The 21,410-nt window shown below is 54.1% G+C and carries 20 protein-coding genes; 9 read left to right on the top strand and 11 right to left on the bottom strand.

The annotated features are described in order from the left end of the window. Positions 1-505: 505 nt before the first annotated feature. Together BXP70_RS01220 and BXP70_RS01215 are read left to right on the top strand one after the other, a co-directional pair. Positions 506-2,131, top strand: a complete 1,626-nt coding sequence (locus tag BXP70_RS01220) for a glycoside hydrolase (RefSeq protein ID WP_086592186.1) — start codon at positions 506-508, stop codon at positions 2,129-2,131. A gap of 29 nt (positions 2,132-2,160) precedes the next feature. After that, complete coding sequence (locus tag BXP70_RS01215; protein ID WP_086592185.1) at positions 2,161-4,572, top strand: sugar-binding domain-containing protein; 2,412 nt, start codon at positions 2,161-2,163, stop codon at positions 4,570-4,572. Between the two features lie 19 nt (positions 4,573-4,591). Here BXP70_RS01215 and BXP70_RS01210 read toward each other — a convergent pair whose 3' ends face one another. Together BXP70_RS01210 and BXP70_RS01205 are read right to left on the bottom strand one after the other, a co-directional pair. Further along, positions 4,592-4,885: a circadian clock KaiB family protein gene (locus BXP70_RS01210; protein WP_086592184.1), complete on the bottom strand. Its 294-nt coding sequence runs from the start codon at positions 4,883-4,885 to the stop codon at positions 4,592-4,594. Positions 4,886-5,259: 374 nt separating this feature from the next. Then, complete coding sequence (locus BXP70_RS01205) at positions 5,260-5,640, bottom strand: hypothetical protein (RefSeq protein WP_086592183.1); 381 nt, start codon at positions 5,638-5,640, stop codon at positions 5,260-5,262. A gap of 309 nt (positions 5,641-5,949) precedes the next feature. On the opposite strand from BXP70_RS01205, the gene BXP70_RS01200 reads away from it, so the two are divergent. After that, positions 5,950-6,144, top strand: coding sequence for a hypothetical protein (locus tag BXP70_RS01200; protein ID WP_086592182.1), 195 nt, complete (start codon positions 5,950-5,952; stop codon positions 6,142-6,144). A 100-nt stretch (positions 6,145-6,244) separates the two neighbouring features. On the opposite strand, the gene BXP70_RS01195 is transcribed toward BXP70_RS01200, so the two are convergent. Continuing rightward, positions 6,245-6,850 carry a DUF4136 domain-containing protein gene (locus tag BXP70_RS01195; protein WP_179197538.1) on the bottom strand — a complete coding sequence of 202 codons (606 nt, stop codon included), beginning with the start codon at positions 6,848-6,850 and terminating at the stop codon, positions 6,245-6,247. Between the two features lie 204 nt (positions 6,851-7,054). Here BXP70_RS01195 and BXP70_RS29315 point away from each other — a divergent pair, with 204 nt between their 5' ends. Further along, positions 7,055-7,348, top strand: a complete 294-nt coding sequence (locus tag BXP70_RS29315) for an SH3 domain-containing protein (protein ID WP_143436326.1) — start codon at positions 7,055-7,057, stop codon at positions 7,346-7,348. Positions 7,349-7,463: 115 nt separating this feature from the next. On the opposite strand, the gene gcvP is transcribed toward BXP70_RS29315, so the two are convergent. Then, a complete protein-coding gene (gcvP, locus tag BXP70_RS01190; RefSeq protein ID WP_086592180.1) occupies positions 7,464-10,382 on the bottom strand; it encodes an aminomethyl-transferring glycine dehydrogenase in 2,919 nt (972 codons plus the stop codon). A 192-nt stretch (positions 10,383-10,574) separates the two neighbouring features. On the opposite strand from gcvP, the gene BXP70_RS01185 reads away from it, so the two are divergent. Beyond that, positions 10,575-11,816, top strand: a complete 1,242-nt coding sequence (locus tag BXP70_RS01185) for an NAD(P)-dependent oxidoreductase (RefSeq protein ID WP_086592179.1) — start codon at positions 10,575-10,577, stop codon at positions 11,814-11,816. 47 nt (positions 11,817-11,863) lie between these two features. Here BXP70_RS01185 and BXP70_RS01180 read toward each other — a convergent pair whose 3' ends face one another. The 5 genes from BXP70_RS01180 to BXP70_RS01160 form a co-directional block, all read right to left on the bottom strand. Next, complete coding sequence (locus tag BXP70_RS01180) at positions 11,864-12,685, bottom strand: DUF1206 domain-containing protein (RefSeq protein WP_086592178.1); 822 nt, start codon at positions 12,683-12,685, stop codon at positions 11,864-11,866. Positions 12,686-12,827: 142 nt separating this feature from the next. Beyond that, positions 12,828-13,388: a hypothetical protein gene (locus BXP70_RS01175; RefSeq protein ID WP_086592177.1), complete on the bottom strand. Its 561-nt coding sequence runs from the start codon at positions 13,386-13,388 to the stop codon at positions 12,828-12,830. Positions 13,389-13,538: 150 nt separating this feature from the next. Next, complete coding sequence (locus tag BXP70_RS01170) at positions 13,539-13,757, bottom strand: CsbD family protein (protein WP_086592176.1); 219 nt, start codon at positions 13,755-13,757, stop codon at positions 13,539-13,541. Positions 13,758-13,847: 90 nt separating this feature from the next. Continuing rightward, a complete protein-coding gene (locus BXP70_RS01165) occupies positions 13,848-14,444 on the bottom strand; it encodes a hypothetical protein (protein ID WP_086592175.1) in 597 nt (198 codons plus the stop codon). Positions 14,445-14,465: 21 nt separating this feature from the next. Beyond that, positions 14,466-15,218 carry a hypothetical protein gene (locus BXP70_RS01160; RefSeq protein ID WP_086592174.1) on the bottom strand — a complete coding sequence of 251 codons (753 nt, stop codon included), beginning with the start codon at positions 15,216-15,218 and terminating at the stop codon, positions 14,466-14,468. A 210-nt stretch (positions 15,219-15,428) separates the two neighbouring features. Here BXP70_RS01160 and BXP70_RS01155 point away from each other — a divergent pair, with 210 nt between their 5' ends. Further along, positions 15,429-16,976, top strand: a complete 1,548-nt coding sequence (locus BXP70_RS01155; protein ID WP_086592173.1) for a hypothetical protein — start codon at positions 15,429-15,431, stop codon at positions 16,974-16,976. A gap of 62 nt (positions 16,977-17,038) precedes the next feature. Here the strand turns inward: BXP70_RS01155 and BXP70_RS01150 are convergent, their stop codons facing one another. Then, positions 17,039-17,455, bottom strand: coding sequence for a hypothetical protein (locus BXP70_RS01150; protein WP_086592172.1), 417 nt, complete (start codon positions 17,453-17,455; stop codon positions 17,039-17,041). A 140-nt stretch (positions 17,456-17,595) separates the two neighbouring features. Between BXP70_RS01150 and BXP70_RS01145 the strand changes: the two genes are divergently transcribed. Further along, the gene (locus tag BXP70_RS01145; RefSeq protein ID WP_086592171.1) at positions 17,596-17,997 is read left to right on the top strand and encodes a hypothetical protein; all 402 of its coding nucleotides are present in this window, start codon (positions 17,596-17,598) and stop codon (positions 17,995-17,997) included. 198 nt (positions 17,998-18,195) lie between these two features. Beyond that, on the top strand, positions 18,196-19,203 hold the full coding sequence (locus BXP70_RS01140) for a hypothetical protein (RefSeq protein WP_086592170.1): 1,008 nt from the start codon (positions 18,196-18,198) through the stop codon (positions 19,201-19,203). A 48-nt stretch (positions 19,204-19,251) separates the two neighbouring features. On the opposite strand, the gene BXP70_RS01135 is transcribed toward BXP70_RS01140, so the two are convergent. Then, positions 19,252-19,656 carry an RlpA-like double-psi beta-barrel domain-containing protein gene (locus BXP70_RS01135; RefSeq protein ID WP_086592169.1) on the bottom strand — a complete coding sequence of 135 codons (405 nt, stop codon included), beginning with the start codon at positions 19,654-19,656 and terminating at the stop codon, positions 19,252-19,254. A 456-nt stretch (positions 19,657-20,112) separates the two neighbouring features. Between BXP70_RS01135 and BXP70_RS01130 the strand changes: the two genes are divergently transcribed. Next, positions 20,113-21,288 carry an SMP-30/gluconolactonase/LRE family protein gene (locus tag BXP70_RS01130; protein WP_086592168.1) on the top strand — a complete coding sequence of 392 codons (1,176 nt, stop codon included), beginning with the start codon at positions 20,113-20,115 and terminating at the stop codon, positions 21,286-21,288. Positions 21,289-21,410 lie beyond the last annotated feature (122 nt).

The raw sequence follows: 21,410 nt of genomic DNA, 5'->3' as shown, positions 1-21,410 counted from the left end.
TTAGTAGAAAACGACAATAACGGTAGCTCCAGTGTTGGTGCTGAGTTGACTGCACGCCGTTAGTCAGATTTGCATCGCCGCAGTAACAGAAGCTAGCCAAGCGCATAGCCTCGACTACATCTTGCTTGAACGCTTGGTCTACGCGCATTTTGCACGTAGACCAAGCGTTCAAGTTCTAGATAGGCCTACCTAGGTGGTACGTTTAGGCACCGCTTCAAAACAGGGCTTGCTAGACATCACCTTGGGTGTCTGGCTTTGATTACACGAGAACTACATTGAATTCTCGGTAACGGAGGCGACTACGCCAAAGATGAACGTTCGACAGAAGAGGAAGGCAGAGTCTGCGGATGCTGATGAAGCAAACGCAGACTCTGCCTTCCGGCGGAAGTCTAGAATAGCACTCAAGATACCGAACCTAGCTTAAGCAAGCTGCTGATACTGTACGGCTTGCTTGGCTTCTTTGATTACCTTGCCCTATTCTCTGGCTAGGCTCAAATAACTCATAATGAAAATAGTAGTGGCGTCGGGTAAATCATTATGGCTAACCGAGCCAGCTTATAAAAGAACAGCTCCGGGTTCGCGCTTCCTACTAAGTACGCTCGTGCTGCTAGCGGTGGTCAGCATCGGGCAAGGGCAACCCAGTAACCCCAGCAGTACTGGCGCAGCCAAAACCGTAACGGTGTTGGTAGACGACACAAAAACCTACCAAACCATCGACAACTTTAGCGCGTCGGATGCGTGGGCGTGTCAGTTTGTGGGACAATGGCCTGCGGCTAAGAAGGAAGCCATAGCTGACTTGCTGTTCAGCACGGACGCCAAAGCCGGTGGTCAGCCCAAGGGTATCGGCTTGTCGATGTGGCGCTTCAACATTGGGGCAGGTAGCGCGCAGCAGGGCGAGCAAAGCGGCATCCGCGACGAGTGGCACCGCGCCGAGTCGTTTATGCTGCCCGATGGCCGCTACGACTGGACCCGGCAGGCCGGGCAAGTCTGGTTTCTGCAAGCGGCCAAGAAGCGGGGCGTTCAGCAGTTCCTAGGGTTTCTGAACAGCCCGCCGGTGCAGTACACCATCACTGGCCGTGCCTTCGCCGAGGGCGGCAAAACTAACCTAGCTCCGGCCAACTACGAGCCCTTTGCCACGTTCATGGCCAAGGTGGTGCAAGGCGTGAAAAAGACCACCGGCATCACCTTCGATTACGTGAGCCCAGTGAATGAGCCACAGTGGGATTGGAGCGACCCTAAACAAGAAGGCAGCCCCTTCCGCAACGAGGAAATGGCCGGCGTAACCAAGGCTCTGAACGCCGCACTACTTGCTCAACAGCTGCCCACCAAAATTCTACTCACCGAGGCCGGCAAGATTAACTATCTCTTTGCTACGGCAGATAAGCCCGACCGCGGCGACCAGATCAGCGCCTTTTTTAGTCCGACGGCGTCCACGTATGTTGGTGACCTGCCGCGAGTAGCCCGCACCGTTGCCGCCCACAGTTACTTCACTACTTCGCCCTACAGCCAAGCCGTGGCAACGCGCCAGCAGCTAGCGGCCAAAGTAGCAACAGTTAACAAGCTTACCTTCTGGCAATCAGAATACTGCATCTTGGGTGATAATGCCGGCGAAATCAATGGCAACAAGCGCGACCTAGGGATGGATGCGGCACTATACCTAGCTCGCACCATTCATATGGACCTAGCTACGGCAAATGCTGCGGCTTGGCAGTGGTGGCTGGCCATCTCTCCCTACGATTACAAAGATGGCCTGATCTACATCGACAAAACCAAAGAAGATGGTACTTATCAGGTAAGTAAGATGCTGTGGGCGCTGGGCAACTATAGCCGTTATATCCGCCCCGGCGCCGTTCGGGTCGAGGCTAGCCTTGCGCAAAACCTAGGTATGGACAGCCAATTGCTCGTCTCTGCTTATAAAAGTGCTGCCGGCAAGCAGCTGATAACGGTCGTCGTTAATTCGGCCGCTACGCCAACCGATTTGCGCCTGACGCTGAGCGGAAAAAAGCTAGGTTCGGTGCGCACTTTCACCACTTCCGCTACCACCGATCTGCAACCCGGCCCTGTCGTGAAGGACCAACTCGTGCACCTGGTCCCACGCTCCATCACGACGCTAGTGAGCGACATTCGCTAAAGACCTGCTCCCACCAACTCGCCTACTCCGTGAAAACTGCCTTACTACTCTTGCTTGCCCTGGTTTGCTGTTTGTTTTCAAGCGGTGCTCAGGCCCAGGCACCTCGCCAACAGGTGCTGTTCAACGCCGATTGGAAGTTTCACAAAGGCGACGTAACCGCGGGCGAAAAGGCTGACTTCAACGACACCAACTGGCGCCGCTTGGCGCTGCCCCACGATTGGAGCATTGAAGGGCCTTTTAGTCAGGAATGGGCCAGTGCCACGGGCTTCTTGCCGGGCGGCATTGGTTGGTACCGCAAAACCTTCGATGTGCCCGCCGGCTTTCGGGGCAAGAAGGTATTTGTGTATTTCGATGGCGTGTACAAGAACAGTGAGGTGTGGCTCAACGGCCACTACCTAGGGAAGCGGCCCAGCGGTTTTGCCTCCTTTCAATACGAACTGACCTCGTACCTGAAAGCCAGCGGCCAGAATGTGTTGGCCGTGAAAGCCGACCACACCGAGTTTGCCGATTCGCGCTGGTATACGGGCTCGGGCATCTACCGCAATGTGTACTTGCTAGCGACTGAACCTGTGCACATTGGCTTGTGGGGCATTGGCTTCACCACGCCCGACGTATCAGCTAGCGCCGCCACGGGGAAGGTAACGGTAGCCGTCAATAACATGACGGCTGCCGCCGCCAGCGTCCTGGTAAAAAGTACGCTCGTGGACCCGCAAGGACAAGTAGTTGCCACCGCTCAGCAGCAAATACAGGCCAAACCAAACACGGATACGCCAGCCGCCATGACCTTGAAAATCGGCAAACCTAGCTTGTGGTCGGTGGAAAAACCTAGCCTCTACAAGTTACGGGTAGCGCTGTCGGTGCAAGGTAAGCTGACCGACGAAGTAGTGGAAGAAGTAGGTGTGCGCACCATCCGCTTCGACGCCAACCAGGGCTTTTTTCTGAACGGCAAAAGCCTGGAGCTTAAAGGTGTCTGCCTGCACGACGACGCGGGTGCGCTGGGTGTAGCCGTGCCGCAAGCGGTATGGGAGCGGCGGCTAAAGACGCTAAAGGAAGGTGGCTGCAACTCCATCCGGATGAGCCATAACCCGCACGCCGACTACTTCTATGCGTTGTGCGACAAGCTAGGTTTTCTGGTGATGGATGAGGCTTTCGACGAGTGGGAAGAGGGAAAAAACAAGTGGGTGGAAGGCTGGAATGTGGGTACACCCGCCAAGTTTGGGGCGCACCAATACTTCAAGGAATGGGCCGACCGCGATTTGCGCGATATGATCCTGCGTAACCGCAACCGCCCGTCCATCATCATGTGGAGCATTGGCAATGAGATAGATTACCCCAACGACCCTTATTCGCACGAGGTCCTGAACACGGGCCGCAACCCGCAGATCTACGGCAAAGGCTACCTGCCTGATCACCCGGCCGCCAGCCGCTTGGGCGAAATCTCCCAGCACTTGGTGGCCGTGGCCAAAAAGTACGATACCTCTCGGCCTATCACGGCGGCGCTGGCCGGCGTGGTGATGTCCAACTTCACGGATTATCCTGCATCGCTCGACGTGGTGGGCTACAACTACCAGGAATTTCGCTACCCCGAAGATCACCAGAAGTACCCCAGCCGAATTATCTACGGTAGTGAGAATGGCATGGCTGCAAGTGCCTGGGCGGCCGTCGATTCCAACGCTTACATCTCGGCTCAGTATCTCTGGACTGGTATCGACTACCTAGGAGAAGCCGGCAAGTGGCCCCAACGTAGCAACGGCGCCGGCCTGCTCGATTTAGCTGGCTTCCCCAAGCCAGAGTTTTACTTTCGCCAAAGCCTGTGGTCCGAGAAGCCGATGGTGTACTTAGGTGCCATGGAAGCCTCGAAAGATCAGCAAAGCCGCGGCCATCGGCGCCTGAACACCGCTTGGAACTGGAACGCCGGCGACCAAGTGCGCGTCGTGAGCTTCACGAATGGTGATGCGGTGGAGCTGTTTCTCAATGGGAAATCCTTGGGTAAAAAGCAGGGTCGGGAGGTTGCCTGGGACGTAGCCTATCAGCCCGGCGAGCTGCTAGCCAAAAGCTATAAGAAGGACCAAGAAGTAAGCTGTACGGTGTTGAAGACGGTTGAGGCACCCGCCGCCATCCAGGCCACCGCCGACCGGACTACCTTGTCTAGCAAAGCCCACAACCTAGCTCAGATCGAAGTAAGAGTAGTTGACCAGCAGGGAAATCCAGTGAATACGGCCACCAATGAAGTTACCGTGGCCGTGGAAGGCCCGGCCAAGCTGCTCGGCATTGAAAGCGGCGACCTAGCCAGCCACGAGGACTACAAAGGCTCGAAACGGCAGGCGTATCAAGGTCGGCTGTTGGTGTACGTGCAGGCCACGGCAGCCGGCGCCGTAAAAGTGTTGCTACAGTCGCCAGGGCTAGCGGCGAAAACGGTGAACTTGCAGGTAGCGTTGTAGAAGCGGCCAATAAGTGACCCTAGGTCAGGCCAAGAGCTTTGAGCACCCGTTCGTGGTCAGAGAAGTCTCCTACGAGCCGTCGGACCAAGCCGGGGCGTTTTTTGAGGAGCATCGGTACGCCCAGGATTTCCTCCTGACTCGCCCGCTCTGGCTGCTGGTAAAGGTCGACGACAACGAGCGTATGGCGTCCTGGTAAGTACTGCTCGCAAATCGTGCGAATATTTTGCAACGCTTGCGTCGATTTAGGGCTGTTTCCGGCCAGGAAGAGTTCTAGCTCATACTCTGGTTCTGGCAGGATGGAAGAAGACAGCATAGGCAGGCGACGCGAGCAGGAGGCACAAACAACCGCTTTAGCGCACTGCTCGAACGAGCAATGGGGCGGTCATTCGTGGAAACAAAGGTTGAACCAAGACTAGCAAACGCAAGATTCTTATGTCTTTTTTACCGGTTAGGCCCAACTTTTCTTTAGTACAGAGAAAGTGCATGACGGTCTCAAGCAAGTACGTTGTGGGGCCGAATGGATAAGTATTTTGCTGGCGTTTGGTAATCTTACTGTGGTACTAGCACTGTGGTAATGGGCTGTAGAAAGGCGCAACCGCACGCCGGTTACTTTAAATATGCAAAAAGAAACAGCCACCCTGTAGAGGGGTGGCTGTTTCGGGCTATTAAAGCACGTGGGTGCTAGGGTTACTTGAGCAGCGCAGCTCCTTCGCGGAGCACTTCGCGGGCAATAGCGAGGTTCGTATCGCGAGAATTCACGACGAGGTAGATAAACTTCTTGCCATCTTCCGAGAGCTTAATGAGGTGCAGCTGGTGGCTGAGCGTCATCAGAATATCTTCGATTTTTTCGTCGGTGAGCTTCAGAGCAGCCATGGCTTTTTGCTTCTGCTTTACCACTTCCGTGTTGTAAGCAGCAGCGGTTTCGGGGTTTAGGCTAGGCGAGTTAGAGTGCGAAGCCAGGGCCATGCCCGATTGCGCGTCTACCACAGCCACAGCCATGAGGCCAGGCAGTGCGTTAATGATTTCTTGGATGCTTTGACCAGCGATTGTAGAAGTAGAATAAGCCATAATACAGTAGAGGAAGGAAGAAGGAAGAAAAGAGACGTTGGGGATAAGTTGTTGAGTAGCTCGGTGAAGGCCTTTGTGCTACCCCGTTGCTGTTACAAGATTAGGGTACCTAGGTCCGAGCTGCTTACATTTCTGCTGAATAGGTGCTTTTCTGCTGTGAATGGGCCCTTTTTTCCAGTGAAGTTTTCTCCCAAGCTCAAAAAACGCTTCAAGATGAGTTTCTTCGTTCATCCTGTTTTGATAAAGCACACACAAGCCTAGCTGGCACGCCTGCCCAGGCCTAATCCAATACAAACCGCTCTTATAGTCATGACGAAGTTCACGTTTCGCGTGCAGCGTTGCTTCCCAGAAAGTATGGCCCAGGCCTGGGGCCAACTGGTTACGCAGTTTCAAGTGGAAAACCCAGGGGCACGGATCAACGCCATCCAGCATCAAACGACCCCCATCGGTGATTCACTGCATCCAGAAATTTTGTTGTCGTTGGTGATTACCTATGAGGAGTGAGGCCTGGTGTCCTCCAAATAGCTGCGACTACCGCAGCAACTACAAACAAAAAGCCCTTCTCCGTAAAAGGAGAAGGGCTTTTCAAAGCTAGCTCGAAAGCTTAGCGACGAGCGTTAGTATCCTGGGGCGGATACGTACCAAGAATGCTACCGACGATGCGGTAGGTTTCCTGCTCGGAGATGGTTTGCTGATCTAGCTGCGCTTGGCCCGTACCGCGCCAAGCTAGCTCTTTGCGGTGCGCATCAACGAAGTCTATGATAACCGTACCGGCTTTGTATTCGGTTACGGGCGTGTAGCCGTAGCCGCGGCCGTAGAAGCCACCGTAGCCATAATACGGATAGCCGAGGCCATTATAATAAGGAGATACGCTTTGCTTCTCTTCCACTTTGGCCGAGTAAGCAATGTATAGGTCAGGGTTTGTCTCCGAATAGGTGAGGCCCTTCTTCTGCATTTCGGTTTCTACAGCAGCACGCATACGCTTATCGAGGAACGACTCGTAGCCTTTGGCTGGGCCGCCTTCGGTGTCAGGCTGCTGTTGCGGATACCAAGCCCAGGTTTTGTAAGCGCGGAAATTGACAGAATGGTCGAAGTCGGAAGAAACGCCTACGCGCGATGAGGTAGCGCAGCTAGTAGCTCCCAACAGTAAAGAGATACCGACAAGAGCCAACGCGGCCGGTCGGACAAAAAAGCGGGTGATGCGGTTCATATGGTTGCTAATGCGGTGTAGTTTGGGAGGAAATGAACTTGCCTCAAGATAACTGAAAGTCCTTTTCCCTTCTTGTTTTCTCAACATTCAGGTAGGGGCCAACGTTCCAAGATAGTAGGCTTGCCGAGTAGATTATATACGACTTTCAGAGCGGGATATTGTTTGGCAAGAAATTTTCTATAAGTGGCTAAATACTATATACCTATGAAAAAACTCATACCCTGCTTATTCGCTCTTGTTTCCTTCGCTTCTTGCAGCACAGCCGAGGTTGGTAGCAACGCGCACGCTAGTCACGCCCCTGTCGCACACGACAGCGTTGTGGAATGCGGCCTCTATAACGGCATGACCAAAGAATCAACAGTGCTTGCTACGCTGAGCTCTGGCACGCAGGTGCAGGTCACGGATACCGTAGATCAGTACTTCGTGAAGGCCCGCCTAACGAAAGACGGAAAAACGCTCAGCGGCTACATGTACCGCACCTGCTTCGCTAGCAAATAACTTACCGCATGACCCACCCAATTCCGTGCAAAAGGGGCCGTAATCAGTGATTACGGCCCCTTTTGCATGTTGGCTAGCGGAGTAGCGCAGAACGGCTTTCCGCGCTACTTGCCTTCTAGTACGATGGTCCCTGGTCTGTTGGTACCAGCTGTTCTTCCTGATCGGCGTACTCTTCAATAGAAGTGCACGAGCAAATCAGGTTCCGGTCGCCGTAAGCGGAGTCGATGCGGCTAACGCTAGGCCAGAACTTGGCGGCGCGGGTGTACTCAGCTGGGTACACAGCTTGCTCCCGCGAGTAAGGCCGGGTCCAGTTGTGGATCAGTACGGCGGCCGCGGTGTGTGGCGCGTGCTTGAGTACGTTGTCTTTGGCATCGGCGCGGCCTTCCTCTACCTCACGAATTTCGGCCCGAATCGAAATCATGGCTTCGCAGAAGCGGTCGAGCTCTTCTTTACTTTCGCTCTCGGTGGGCTCTACCATCAGCGTGCCGGCTACTGGGAAAGAAACGGTGGGAGCATGGTAGCCATAGTCCATTAGGCGCTTGGCAATGTCTTCTACTTCAATACCAGCCTTTTTGAACTGACGGCAGTCTAGGATCATTTCGTGGGCGCAACGACCATTAGCGCCAGTGTACAGCACAGGGTAGTGCTCTTCTAGGCGGGCCTTAATGTAGTTGGCGTTCAAAATGGCTATTTCCGTCGCGCGCTTCAACCCTTCGCCGCCCATCATCGAGATATAAGCGTACGAAATAGGTAAAATGCTTGCCGAGCCCCACGGCGCAGCCGATACAGCACCCGCCTTACGGCCATCGGCATTCACAACTACGTGGCCGGGGAGGAAGGAAGCTAGGTCCGATACCACACCAATGGGGCCAACGCCGGGGCCACCACCACCGTGCGGAATGCAGAAAGTTTTATGGAGGTTTAAGTGGCATACGTCGGCGCCGATGGTGGCGGGCGACGTAAGGCCTACTTGGGCATTCATGTTGGCGCCGTCCATGTACACGCGGCCGCCGTGCTCGTGAATGGTTTGGCAGATATCAATGATGGTTTCCTCATACACGCCGTGCGTGCTAGGGTAGGTTACCATCAGGCACGAAAGGTTGTCGGCATACTTAGCGGCTTTCTCTTTCAAGTCAGCCACGTCGATGTTGCCTTCTTCCGTGCTTTTCACCACCACTACCTGCATCCCCGCCATCACAGCCGAAGCCGGGTTAGTGCCGTGGGCTGAAGCCGGAATCAGGGCAATGTTGCGGTGGCCCTGGTCGTGGGCTTCGTGGTAAGCCCGAATCACGAGCAGGCCCGCATATTCACCTTGGGCGCCAGAATTCGGCTGCAAGCTCACGGCTGCAAAGCCCGTGACTTCGCACAGCCACTTCTCTAGGTCGTGGAAGATTTCGGCGTAGCCTTGCGCCTGGTCGCGTGGGGCGAAGGGGTGGAGGCTGCCGATTTCGGGCCACGTCACCGGAATCATTTCGGCCGTAGCATTGAGCTTCATGGTGCACGAACCTAGCGGAATCATGGAATGAGCTAGGCTCAAGTCCTTGTTTTCGAGGTGCTTCATGTAGCGCAGCATCTCGTGCTCGGAGTGGTGCGTGTTGAAGATGGGGTGCGTGAGGTAGCTGCTCTGACGAACTAGGCTAGCAGGCCACTTCAGCTCGATATCGGTAGGCAACAAGGCCTCTGTCGCGTTTTCTTTGCCGAATACCCGCGCAAAGAGTCCCACGATTTCGGCTACGTCGGCGGCTTCCGTGTTTTGGTGCAGCGAAATGCCCACGTTGGTTTCTCCGAAGTAGCGGAAGTTCACGCCACGGCCTTCGGCTTCGTGCTTGAGCACATCGCGTAGCTCCTTGCTTTCCAGCTTCAGCTGAAGTGTGTCGAAGTAATTTTCGTTCAGCTGCTCGATACCTAGGCTAGCTAGCTCCTGCGCCAGCACTTGCGTGAGAGCGTGGATATTGACCGCAAATTGTTTGATACGCTGCGGACCGTGGTACACGGCGTACATGCCGGCTAACACGCTCAAGAGCACCTGCGCAGTGCAGATGTTGCTGGTTGCCTTTTCGCGACGAATATGCTGCTCGCGGGTTTGCAGAGCCATGCGGTACGCTTTGTTACCGGCTGCATCCACGCTTTGGCCAATGATACGGCCCGGAATGATACGCTTAAAGGCATCCTTCGTGGCGAAGAAGCCAGCGTGCGGTCCACCGTAGCCCATCGGTACGCCGAAGCGCTGGGAGTTGCCCACGCAAGCGTCGGCGCCCATCTCGCCGGGCGAGGTGAGTAGCGTCAGGGAAAGCAAGTCGGCGGCCACCACCACGAACAAGCCGCTTTGGTGCGCCTGACTGATAAAATCAGTGTAGTCGAACACCTCGCCATCAGCACCAGGGTATTGCAGGATAGCCCCGAACAAGCCTTCCATAGCTAGGTCGATGGTGCGATGATCGCCTACCACTAGCTCAATGCCGAGAGGTGTGGCGCGGGTACGCAGCACGTCAATAGTTTGGGGCAATACTTGTTCCGAGACAAAGAACTTATCGGCGTTCTTTTTCTTGGTTTGGCTGTGGAACATATGCAGCGCCTCGGCCGCAGCCGTGCCCTCATCGAGTAGGGAAGCGTTGGCGATTTCCATTCCGGTCAGGTCCATCACCACCGTTTGGTAGTTGATGAGCGCTTCTAGGCGGCCCTGCGCGATTTCAGCCTGGTAGGGCGTGTAGGCCGTGTACCAGCCGGGGTTTTCGAGAATATTGCGCTGAATGACAGCGGGCAGGGCTGTGTCGTGGTAGCCGAGGCCGATGTAGTTTTTGTATACTTTATTTTGCCCGGCTATCTCCTTGAATTTAGCCAAAAAAGCCCGCTCCGTAAGGGCCGCGGGCAGGTTCAGTGAGTGTTTGAGGCGAATAGCTGCCGGCACCGTTTCGTCGATGAGCTGCTCAACCGAGTCCACGCCGATGGTGCGTAGCATCTGAGCAATAGCAGCCTCGTCGGGACCGTTATGACGGTCTACGAATAGGTCGGCAGGCTTGGGGTGAAGAGTCATATAGTAGAAGTGAGTTGTGACACAGGGTGGGTGCCCGAAACAGAGCTAGGCAATAGACACGGGTAAAAGCGCAAAAGCCGCATAGTTGTTCTTGCGTAGTTCACTTTCAGGCAATACAAAGGTAAGGTGAAAACCAACGCTACGGTGAGCCAGAACCCGTAGCTTTACTTACCACCCACAAACCACACGAGTATGCGTAACGTTTCCCTTGGCCTCATCCGCGAAGGCAAAAATCCGCCCGACCGCCGCGTGGCCCTCACGCCCAAAAAATGCGCGGAGGCGCTCAGTAGCTTCCCCAGCTTGCGCCTAGTCGTGCAGGAAAGTGCCGTGCGCAGCTACGCCGACCAAGAGTATCGCGACCTAGGCATCGAGGTGCAAGCCGACGTGTCGGATTGCGATATCCTGCTGGGTGTGAAGGAGGTACCAGTGGAACAGCTCATTCCGAACAAAACGTATCTGTTCTTCTCGCACACCGTGAAAAAGCAGCCACGCAACCGCGAGCTGCTACGGCAGGTTCTCGCCAAGAACATCACGCTCATCGACTATGAGATGCTGACGAACGCGCAAGGCGAGCGAATCGTGGCTTTCGGACGCTATGCCGGCATTGTGGGGGCTTACAACGGCCTGCTGATTTATGGGCGCAAGCACAAGCTGTATAACCTAAAGCCAGCCTACCAGTGCGTCGACATGGACGACATGCAGGAGGAATTTTTTAAAGTGAAAAAGTTGCCTCCCATCAAAATAGCCGTGACGGGAAGCGGCCGGGTGGCGCAGGGGGCTTTGGAGGTGCTCACGCGCATGGGCATCCGGCGGGTAAGCGTGTATGATTACCTATACCTAGCTTTCAACGAGCCGGTATACACGCAACTGCGCTCCTCAGATTATAACGCTCGCCGCGACGGTCGGGTGTGGGATACGCCCGACTTTCACCGCAACCCGCAGGCGTATACATCGACTTTTGATAAGTTTTTGCCTGTCACGGATTTGCTAATTGCCTGCGCCTACTGGGACCCCGCAGCCCCTCGGCTCTTTACCGAAGCGGAAACGCAGCAACCTAGCTTTCGCATCAACACCATCGCCGACGTGACCTGCGATGTAGACGGCTCCATCCCGTGCACCAAACGTAGCACCAGCATCACGGAGCCAGCCTATGATTATAACCCCGCTACCGGCGCGCTGGAGCCGCCCTGCTCACGGCCCGAAAATATTACCATCATGGCCGTGGACAACTTACCTTGCGAGCTGCCGCGCAACGCCTCCCGCGACTTTGGTCGGCAACTGCTCGATGCCGTATTTCCGCACCTGCTGAACGAGGCATCGGATGATATTATCGAGCGCGCCACCATCACGCGCAATGGCCAACTTACGGCACGTTATCAGTACTTGCACGACTACGTAGCCGCTCCAAACGCAGCCCCCGCGCCGAAGACCTAGGCAGGTGCAACGACGCGGGGGCTGATAAGCAACCATGAACTAATGGGTTATACCTGCAGCATAGGGAAGCGGGCGCGTACAATCTGGTAAACACCGTACGCCATCAGCCCGAGGGCAACGATGCCGAGCACGGCCGGTCCCATGGAGCTGAGCAAGTCGAAGGCGCCTTCCGTGCCTTGCACTTCCTGCGAGTTAGAGTTGAGCGCCGCTTGCAGCAAGAAGTAACCGAGAATGCCGAGCACAATGCCCCGCGCCGTGTAGCCGGCTTGTCCGGTGCGCTCCACAAGTTGTTTTTGTTCGCTGGAGAGTGAACTAGAGTCGACGTCCTTCTTGAACTTGCCCGCGTAGGCCCGGTAGATCTGGTAGAGGCCGATACCAATGGTGAGCAAAGCCGCCGCACCTACTAGCCACTCACCGAGGGGGAACTCCAGCACTTTCGCTACTAGCGTTTGCCGGCCGTTGCCGCTGCTGCTCGGCGGCGCGCCCTGCACCGCGGCCCGACCTGCGTAGAGTGCTAGCGCCGCGTAGAGGGCTCCGCTTCCAGCGTAGCCTAGGCGCTTAGCCAAGCCCATTGGTTTGGTGCCTTTGTGCTCTGTGTCGCGCACGGCCTGCACGAAGCGCCAAATAACGTAGCCGAATAAGCCTAACGCCACCAACCCAAGCAGCCAACGGCCCATAGGAAGCTCTTGAAGCGTCAAAACCGCTTTTTCTTTGTCGGCCGTTTGGCCACCTTTCATGCCGGTCGCCGCTAGCAACGCTAGGCCACCCAACAAGAAGTAAACAATACCTTTCGCCGCAAACCCAAAGCGGGCCAGTGTGCGAATTCCCTCGGAAGGAGAGGGCAGAGCCGGAGAAACAGAAAGTGCCATATCGTGTAGGGAGAGAGGAGTTTATACCGCTACTCTTACGTGCATGGCGCCGCCAACGGTTACTTGCTTCGCTGGTTAGGTACTTTTAGTGCGGGCCTAGCTAGGTGGCTAGTCCACTTTTTTAGCCGTGGGTGGGGCAAGATTAACATTCCTTGCCAAACAGATCACTGGGCTGGTAAATGGTCGCGCCGTTGCGAATAAGCGCTTCGTTCTCAGGTAGATCGAGTGTAACGACCGGCTTGCCGGCGGCTATTTTACTTTGAAATAGCTGCTCTATGTTACCGTCGGGCGCCATGTACGGGACAAAGAAATTGTCGGCTAGGTCGAGCACGAGCAAGTTTCGGATGTCGACGGTTTCTTGCGTGGTAGAAGTCACCTTTGGCTCGAATGGCGTGACGAAAAGCAGGTGCCCGGCTTGTATTTCAGCTTCGTACTCGAGCGTGAGCCCCATTTGTATGCCCCGACCTAGGGCGTATACAATAGGGTAGTGCCGGGCGAGCAAGTAACGAAATATGCTTTGCTCCAGCTGCGAATGAAAGCCAGAAAGCAGGCAATGTCCGCGCCGCCGTTGCTCCAGCACCCATAAATAGGTGGTGCGCTCAATGGCTGGTGGGTAATTGCGAGAACAGAAGAAAGCTGTCTTAATCAACTGAAGCAAGTTGATGTTCCCGAGCGTATGTAGTTCATCTGGGGCAATGGACATGGTGAAATAATCGGATTGTTTCTACAGCGCTTGCACGTGCGGCGGTGGCAGAAAGCTTTCTCGCAAATGGGTGATACAGAAAGAACCCCGCTCCAACGAATTAGTTGAAACGGGGTTCTTTCTAAACTATGGTTCTAGACTAAATATTGCCTAGAAATTTCGGTGAAACCAATCTTTGATTTCGTCGATTGTATGTCCGGTTTTTTGCTGAAGCCGACCAAACCATTCATCTTGCTGGCCTTCTTGGTAGTCAAGGTCGTCGTCGGTGAGGTTGCCCCACTGTTGCTTCGCCTTGCCTTTTACTTCGTTCCAGCCGCCGCGGGCGCGCAGCTCGGTGCTGTCGTCCACGTTGTTGTTATTTACGTCCATGGTGGGTGGGAGATTAGGTGAATACTGCTCAGCTATACGTGAGCTCAACAGTAAAGTTGAAGAAGGTACCTATTTAGTTGAAAGTAAATGCTAGCTGAAGTTGCGGAAAAGCACCGCAAGAATGATGGCTTGCACTACCACTAAGGTGCCCACACCCGCCCCAAATCCACCGACAACGCTACCGATTTTCTTTTTATGCGCCTGCTGCTGATAGCCTGCCATATAATCGGCGTTGTGTAGAAGCGTAGCCTCGGGCACAACAAAGTTTTGGGCTTTCGGCTTGGTCGTGCCCACCACTACCCCCGTAACGACGCCGCCATAACCCACGCCAACTACAGTGGAAGCATAAGTGCCCCAGAAGGCACTGGGCGCTCTGTAAAATTTACGAGCATCTAAGCGCCCGCGTGTGTAAGCTTCTTCTTTGGACATAACCGGTTCGGTAGGAGCCGCCGAATTGCGCAGTACCTCCTTGGTGCCATTGGCGTAGCGAATTAGAAAAACAGTACTGCTAGCTAGGTGGAGCGTGTCGGAACGCCCCTCGGCCGCACTGACGTAAGTGATTTGGTCAGGCGTGATGGTGATTACTTTTCCTGTTATTTCCTCGCCGTCGGATTTCAGAATAACATCTTGGGCAAACGACTGATAAGCAGTTGGCAAAAGGGCGCAAAGTAGTAGCAGCTGGCGCATAAATAAGGGGTGAAAAGGGTGTTAGCGTTTGCGAGAATTGAAGCCGAAAAGCAGGCTAAAGCGGGCGCCCCCGTTGCCGGGTACCACCGCAAAATTGACCGGGAAGTTGACTCCGTTGGCGCGGAAGGAAGTACCAATTGCCAAGGCTATGTTGGCACTGATCGGCGTTAGGTTAGGGCCTAGGCCAAACTCAAAGCCTTTCGGTCCACGGATGCCAATCAACGCATTCACGCTCGGGATAAACTTGCCTTGCTCCAAACCCCCGACCAGGGGCACAACTTCGACCAGCCCCGAGGTACCGTTGGGCATCCGAAAAATGCGGGTTTCAAACTGCCAGCCAAACTGCGTCAGGAAAGGGTTCAGGTTGAGGCGGTCGTCGGCTTTGCGGGCTACGCCGCCCGTGAGTACCGTCATGCCCAAGCGCGGCCCGCTGAGGTGAACTTCTTGGTAAACGGGTTCTGCGTCATCTGGTACTACAAGGTTGCTCGGGGCGGCTGGCTGCGGCCCAGTAGCCGAATAGGGGCTAGGTGGCGGGCCCGCTTGCACTACTTCTTTGGTACCATTGGCATACCGAATCATGAACACGTCGTTGCGGCGCACTTTGATCAGTGGGCCATCGAGGTTGTCGGCACGCTTATAGCTCACTTCTGTGGGTGTGATTTCCAGCACTTTCACCAAGAGCTCTTCTCCATTTGTCTTGGTAAGAAGGTCCTGCGCCTGAGCTGAAAGGCTCCAAAAGAACAAGGCAAATAGGGCAAGTACTAAACGGCGCATATAATAGGCTAAAATGTGGGAGATGACAGGAGAAAGATGCATCCTAGCCTAGCAAAAGCGGCAACGAGTTTTTATAAATAATAGACTTTTATAATTGACTAAACATGGAGGCAAAATACTGAAATACAGTTAGTTGTTGTCTGTATAATCAGACTTCTTCTTGTCTGGATAAATGATTGTTTTGCTTAGCTTATTCCCGATCTTAACCGCATGGATGACCTGCGTACTACTCTCGCTACTTTCTCACCCGACGACCGTAAGGATTTTGCCCGGTTCATTCAGCGGCAGCGAAAGAAAACCAAAGGTCGCCTCGACGCGCGGCTCTACGAGCTACTGCTCCACCAGCGGGCCTATTCCACGGAAGACCTCGTGCACCAGCTGTACCCGGAGGAACCTAACCCTGTGGCCTACTACGCGTTGCGCAAGCGCCTCATGCGCCATCTCACCGACTTTCTGCTGCTACGGCAGCGCCAGCAAGATGCCACTGCCGCCGCTCCGGTGCGTGGGCAACTTACCTTGGCGCAGTACCTGTTCGAGGTCGGGGTGCCACGCCTAGCCTGGACGACCCTGCGCAAAGCCGAAAAGCTAGCCCGCCAGAACGAACAATACGAGCTGCTCAATACCGTCTACAACTTACAGATTGCCAATGCTGATACTGCGCCGGCTGGCGAAGAGCTAGCCGACATCATTCGGCGCCGCAACCTGAATAAGAAGGCTGCCGACGAAGAGGAGCGGGCCAGCATTGCCAACAGCCTGATTCGGCAACGGCTGCGTGAGGCCCGCACCCGCGGCCGGGGCAGCGAGGCGTTCGACACCATTATGCAAGAGGTGTTGCGTGAGTACGAGTTGCAGGAGGCCTTCGCCCGCCGGCCTTCGCTGCTGTACCGGCTGCTGTCTATTGCTCGCAGCGCCATGCTGGTGCGGCGCGATTTTGTGTCGTTTGTGCCCTTCGTGATTCGCTGCTACCATCTGATGGAGAAGCGCCACGGGTTTGCGCCAGCTCACCGCTACTATCAGCTAGGTTTGCTCTACATGATTGCCCACGCCCTGTATCGCACCCGGCGCTTTGCCGAGTCGGTGGCCTACCTAGAGCAGTTGCGTTGCGCCTTGTACTCTGGGTCGCGCAGTCATTACACCGATTTTCTGCCCAAGTACACCTTTCTACTAGCTGCTAATTACGCCTTTTTACGCCGAAACGCAGAAAGTATCAGATTGGTAGAAGCTCTGTTGCAGAATGCAGAAATCGTACTTTCCTCCCGAGACCAGCTCACGGCTAAGCTAGGGTTAAGCTTTCATTATTTTGCTGAAAGCCAGTTTCATAAAACCAATCAAATCCTTATCAGTATTGGTCGCTCCGATCATTGGTGCGAGCAGCAGATGGGGCTGGAGTGGGTGTTCAACAAAAACCTAGGGGAGATGCTAACCCAGCTGGAAATGGGCAATGCCGACCTAGCCCTCAACCGGCTGCGCGCTATTGAGCGCATGGTGCGCGAGCGATGCCCCAGCGGCAGCACGTACCACTACGTACTGAGCTTCCTGGCGCTGGTGCGCGAACTCATCGACGATCCGACCGTTGCTGCGCATGCCACCTTCGCCGAACAAGTAGGAAAAATACCCACGTTTTTACCGTTGGAGCGCGAAGATCTGCAGGCACTAAGCTTCTATTGTTGGTTGCGGGCGCGCATCGTAGGAAAGCCTTACTACGAAGTGCTCCTTGAGTTGGCCGGCGAGGCCCCGGCCCTCCACCTTTTGCCATAAAAAAGACCGCCCACCCTAGGTACCTAGGGTGGGCGGTCTTTTTTATGGCAAGGAGGAAGCTATTAATGCTTTTCAGCAGCGCGCATTTCCGACTTGGCATCGGCGGCGGCCTTGTCCATTTTCGCGTCGGCTTCAGCGGCGGCTTCTTTGGTTTCGGCTTTCGCCTTATCAGCTGCGTTGTCAATGGAGGCGCCTGCTTTATCAATAGCATTGCCAGCGTCGTTGGCGGCTTTGTCCATGGCATCACCAGCCTTGTTGGCGGCGTTATCCATCTTATCGCCAGCTTCGTTGGCGGCATTATCTATAGCGTTGCCAGCGTTGTTGGCTTCGGCAGCGGCAGCATCACCGGTGTTTTCGGCGGCGGCTTCTATGTGTTCGCCAGCAGCGTCCGCCTTTTTCTCGCCTTCCTGGGTGCAAGAAGTAACCGTGAACATGGCGAAAATAGCGGCAGTAGCGAACGTTCTGAAGGTGGTTTTCATCAGTAGGTGAGGAATTAAGTGAAAAAGAGAAGTGCTTTTAATCAAGCACAACCGGAAAGGTAACCCAACGGCTCAAGTAGCTCTTTTCAACTTTTTCCGCCTACCAGCAGTATAGCTTTAGGCATCTAACTACTACTGCTATGGATTCGACCACGCCCACGCCCCAAACACCCCTCGTGCCATCTGTTCCGCTCGACGTAACCGATCAGCAAACGACTGCCTTGCTCGACGATACCGTTGCACTCCTCAACGATGGGGTGCCCGATAAAGAAACCAAGCGGGGCCTAGCCGAGGTAGAGCGCTGGGAAGCCGTGCTGGCAGCCTCGGAGCGGCCAGGCCTGGCTAAGATTATTCAAGAGCTAGCTACCCTACGTGAGCAAATTGGCGCACCCGGCACCCAGGCTCACGAAATTGCCGAAACCCTCGCCACCCTAGGTGCCGAAACCAACAAAGTGGCCGATGAAGCCAGCAATGGCTACACGGGGCCTCTCACGCAGCTAGGCAAACTGTTGATAAAAATGAGCAACGCGCTTTCGCGCTAAGATTGAGTTTCCTTTAACGCAAGAAGCCCCGCTCTTCCGAGAGCGGGGCTTCTTTGTTGGTGGTAGCGCTTATGTCGGCTTACTGGTTGCAGCTAAGTGACTAGTAATCAGGTGCGAGGTCTAGGTTAGATTACGTTCGAGTGAGTACTTCAGGCTAGCACCTTACTTTTGCGCTTTCATCTGTGTTGTTCTGCTCTTATGTCGGTTCCTGCTCACCTCAAGTTATACGATCCATTAGAAGGCATGCGCTTCGGCCCAGAGCATTGCTTTCTGTGCGGTGCACCCACCGAGCCTCCTATTGATTCGGTGCCAGTGTTTGCTTACTGGCTTATGGACCGCTACGACCTAGCTGATCGGCAGATTCAACTGCTCGATCAAAGTATCGTGACGTACCGTGACCTACGGATTCCTTGCTGTCAGCATTGCCGCACGCAGCACGTGGAGCCGTTAGAGGCACAGGCTCAGCAGGCAGCCGAACTAGGATTGGAAGGGTGGCGCGCTTTGCCAGACAAAACACTGTTTTTGTGGCTTGGCAAAATGTTTTACGGCGTCTTTATCACCGAACTGCTCACCGAACTGAACCCATTGGTGATGCCTAGGTATCCGCTGGCCGAAAATGCTCAGATGTTTCGCCGCTTCCACGCCTTCTTCCAAACGTTCCAAGCGTTGCGGGTGCCTATTGAGTTTGAAGATTTTACCCCTGCCTCGCTTTTTATCCTAGAAGTGGATCAGCGAGAAGATACTATCCCGTTTGAGTACGATGATGACCTAACGACTATGGGGTTCAGCATCAAGCTAGGTAACACGGTGCTAATGACTTGCCTAGCTGATAATGGCATCGTGCGTGATGCTATGCGACGCGTGGTAACCGACACAGAGCGGCCTTTGCATCCTATCCAAATAGCAGAATTCAAAGCGCGAGTGTACTATGGCGCGTACTTGTTCAACGTGGTGCCCGATTACTTTGCGCGTCCACTCAAACCAAGTGACGACCATCTAGTGTACGATACCCTGATCGACGACATTACAAGCGCAGTTTTCAACCCATGGGAAAACTCGGCTTACGGTCAATCGTTGCAAGAAATGTGGAAGCGTTGGAATATTCCTTACACGACGATCATGCGTGATCCGTCGCAACCCTTAAGCTTTTTGTATGACGAGCATAGCCAGCCGCGCCTGATCGAAACGTACGAAGCGCCTAATTAAGGAAGAGAAAGCCGAAGTTTTTCGGTCTAGTTACAAGGGAAGCAGGACCTAGCTAGCCGTCCAAGTTGGCGTAGCGTCCTCTTCTACTTTGCTGATACTCACTTGGTCCCACTTACCATAGATGCGTTCGTGCCGACCTACGAGCAGGTCAATAGTGCGGTGCAGACGGCGATTCATCGTGTCGTGGATGACGTAAGTGCCATCTAACTCGGCCGAAATGCCTTGCACTCGCACCGAATCACCGAAGTCAAATTTGCCACCCCAATCCTTGAGCATGTCGCGGGAAAGGGCCATCCAACGGTGCTTGCTGTTGTGGTGCCTAGAAATCCGGGAGTTGTCGGCCGTCACAAGAGGTTCTTTGTCTGTCTGGCGGGCTTCCGCCGAATACACAGTGGCCGTTACTTGGTAGCTAGGTAATGTCCTAGGAGGCAATGCCGCAAGCGTTTTGGGCATAAAGAGCACAGCTTGTCGTGGGCTCAGATGGGCAACTGTGGAGGGGAGCGCTGCAGTCGTGGGAAAGACGCGGGGGGGAAAGAGCAGCGTGAGAACTAATAACGCAATAGACATGGTAGTTGATTTGGTGGACTCTTCTTTCGTCCGAAGAGAAAGGACTACTCATCCTCAAAAAAGTGGCTGAGAACGAAAATGGTTTGCTAAGAAATGTTGCAACCCAAGGAAGCCATTTTGGCTTTGAGGCGGCAAGTTAATAAAAAAAATACTGATGGATAGTTCAAGAGTACTATTACGCTGCCTTCGCCACAACTTTACACGTTGCAGTTGCTAATAAAATTAGTAAATCCGAGTGGAATAGAGCAGCATCATTGATGAAAGACAAACATGGTTGAGAGCCCCGCGTACATATAAAACCCAGCTCTATTAGCTGTATGCACTTCTCCAACCCAAACTCCTATGTCTTTCACCCTTCTCCTACCCAAGCTAGGTATAGCTAACTTAGCGCTTGCTAGTATGTTAGCATTCGCTAGCTGCTCTTCACCTTCTTCGTCGGCAAAAGAAGATACAACCACAACAGCAACCAGTACTGATTCGACGGCTACCGGCTCGCCGCTGCAAGTAGTGACTCAACTTAAAGGGCCACAGTTTGTAGGCGTGGCTGTGTTGCCCGATGGTCGTACGTTCATAGACTTTCCCCGCTGGGACTATAACCCAGTCATGCCCGTTGCTCAGCTTGGTAGTGATGGCTCGCTGAAGCCTTACCCAGATGCGAACTGGTGCGTCTGGAATGAAACTGTGCGCAATGAACCGCAGAAGCACTGGATTTGTCCGCAGAGCGTCTATGCTGACCCGAGCGGTATGTTGTGGGTGCTCGATCCAGCTGCACCAGGTTTGAAAGCCACAGTACCCGGTGGACCTAAGCTGGTCAAGATTGATCCGAAGACAAATAAAGTAGTACAAAATATCAGCTTCCCCGAAAGCGTAGCCCCCCGGAAATCCTACCTAAATGACGTCCGCGTCGATACGCAACGCAACTATGCCTATATCACGGAGTCAGGTATGGGCAGCTTGGTAGTTGTGGATTTAAAATCTGGGAAAGCGCGCCAAGTTCTGGCGAAGCACCCCTCTATGCTCGGTGATAGCACCCTAGGTATTAAGGCAGAAGGCCAAACGCTAATCGACGCCACTGGGAAAAAGATGCAGTTCAATGCTGATGGAATTGCGTTGAGCCACGACTTCCAATACTTGTACTGGAAGCCGCTTACTAGCTATAAGCTTTACCGAATTAAGACAGAGGCACTGCGCAATGCTAGCCTTTCGGACGCCCAATTAGCCCAGCAAATAGAAGAGTTAGGCAAAGTGCCTGCCTGCGACGGAATGGAAATTGATGCTGCTAACAACTTATATATGACAGCCTTCGAGACCAACTCTATCGTCCGCCGAGCACCTGATGGCCAAGTGAAAACCATCGCGAAAGACAAACGTTTGCAGTGGCCGGACACATTTAGCTTTACTGCTGATGGTACGTTGTATGTCACAAACTCCGCTATTCACAAAACGCCAACTTGGAATAAAGGAATAAGTCAAGTAGATCAGCCTTTTCATATTTTCAAGATGAGTCTTCCTAAATAACCTAGCTTTAACGTTTTAGGAAAAGCCTTTCTATCTTTAGAAAGGCTTTTTTGCGTTATTTTCTATAGATTGGCAGGAACAATTGTTGTTTAAGACAAGTACCTACAAAAGGATTACGCTTG

This window comes from Hymenobacter crusticola (assembly GCF_002154225.1).
Taxonomy (GTDB): Bacteria; Bacteroidota; Bacteroidia; order Cytophagales; family Hymenobacteraceae; genus Hymenobacter; species Hymenobacter crusticola.
The sequence above is the reverse complement of the archived record's forward strand: the minus strand, read 5'-3'. Positions and strand labels throughout refer to the sequence as shown.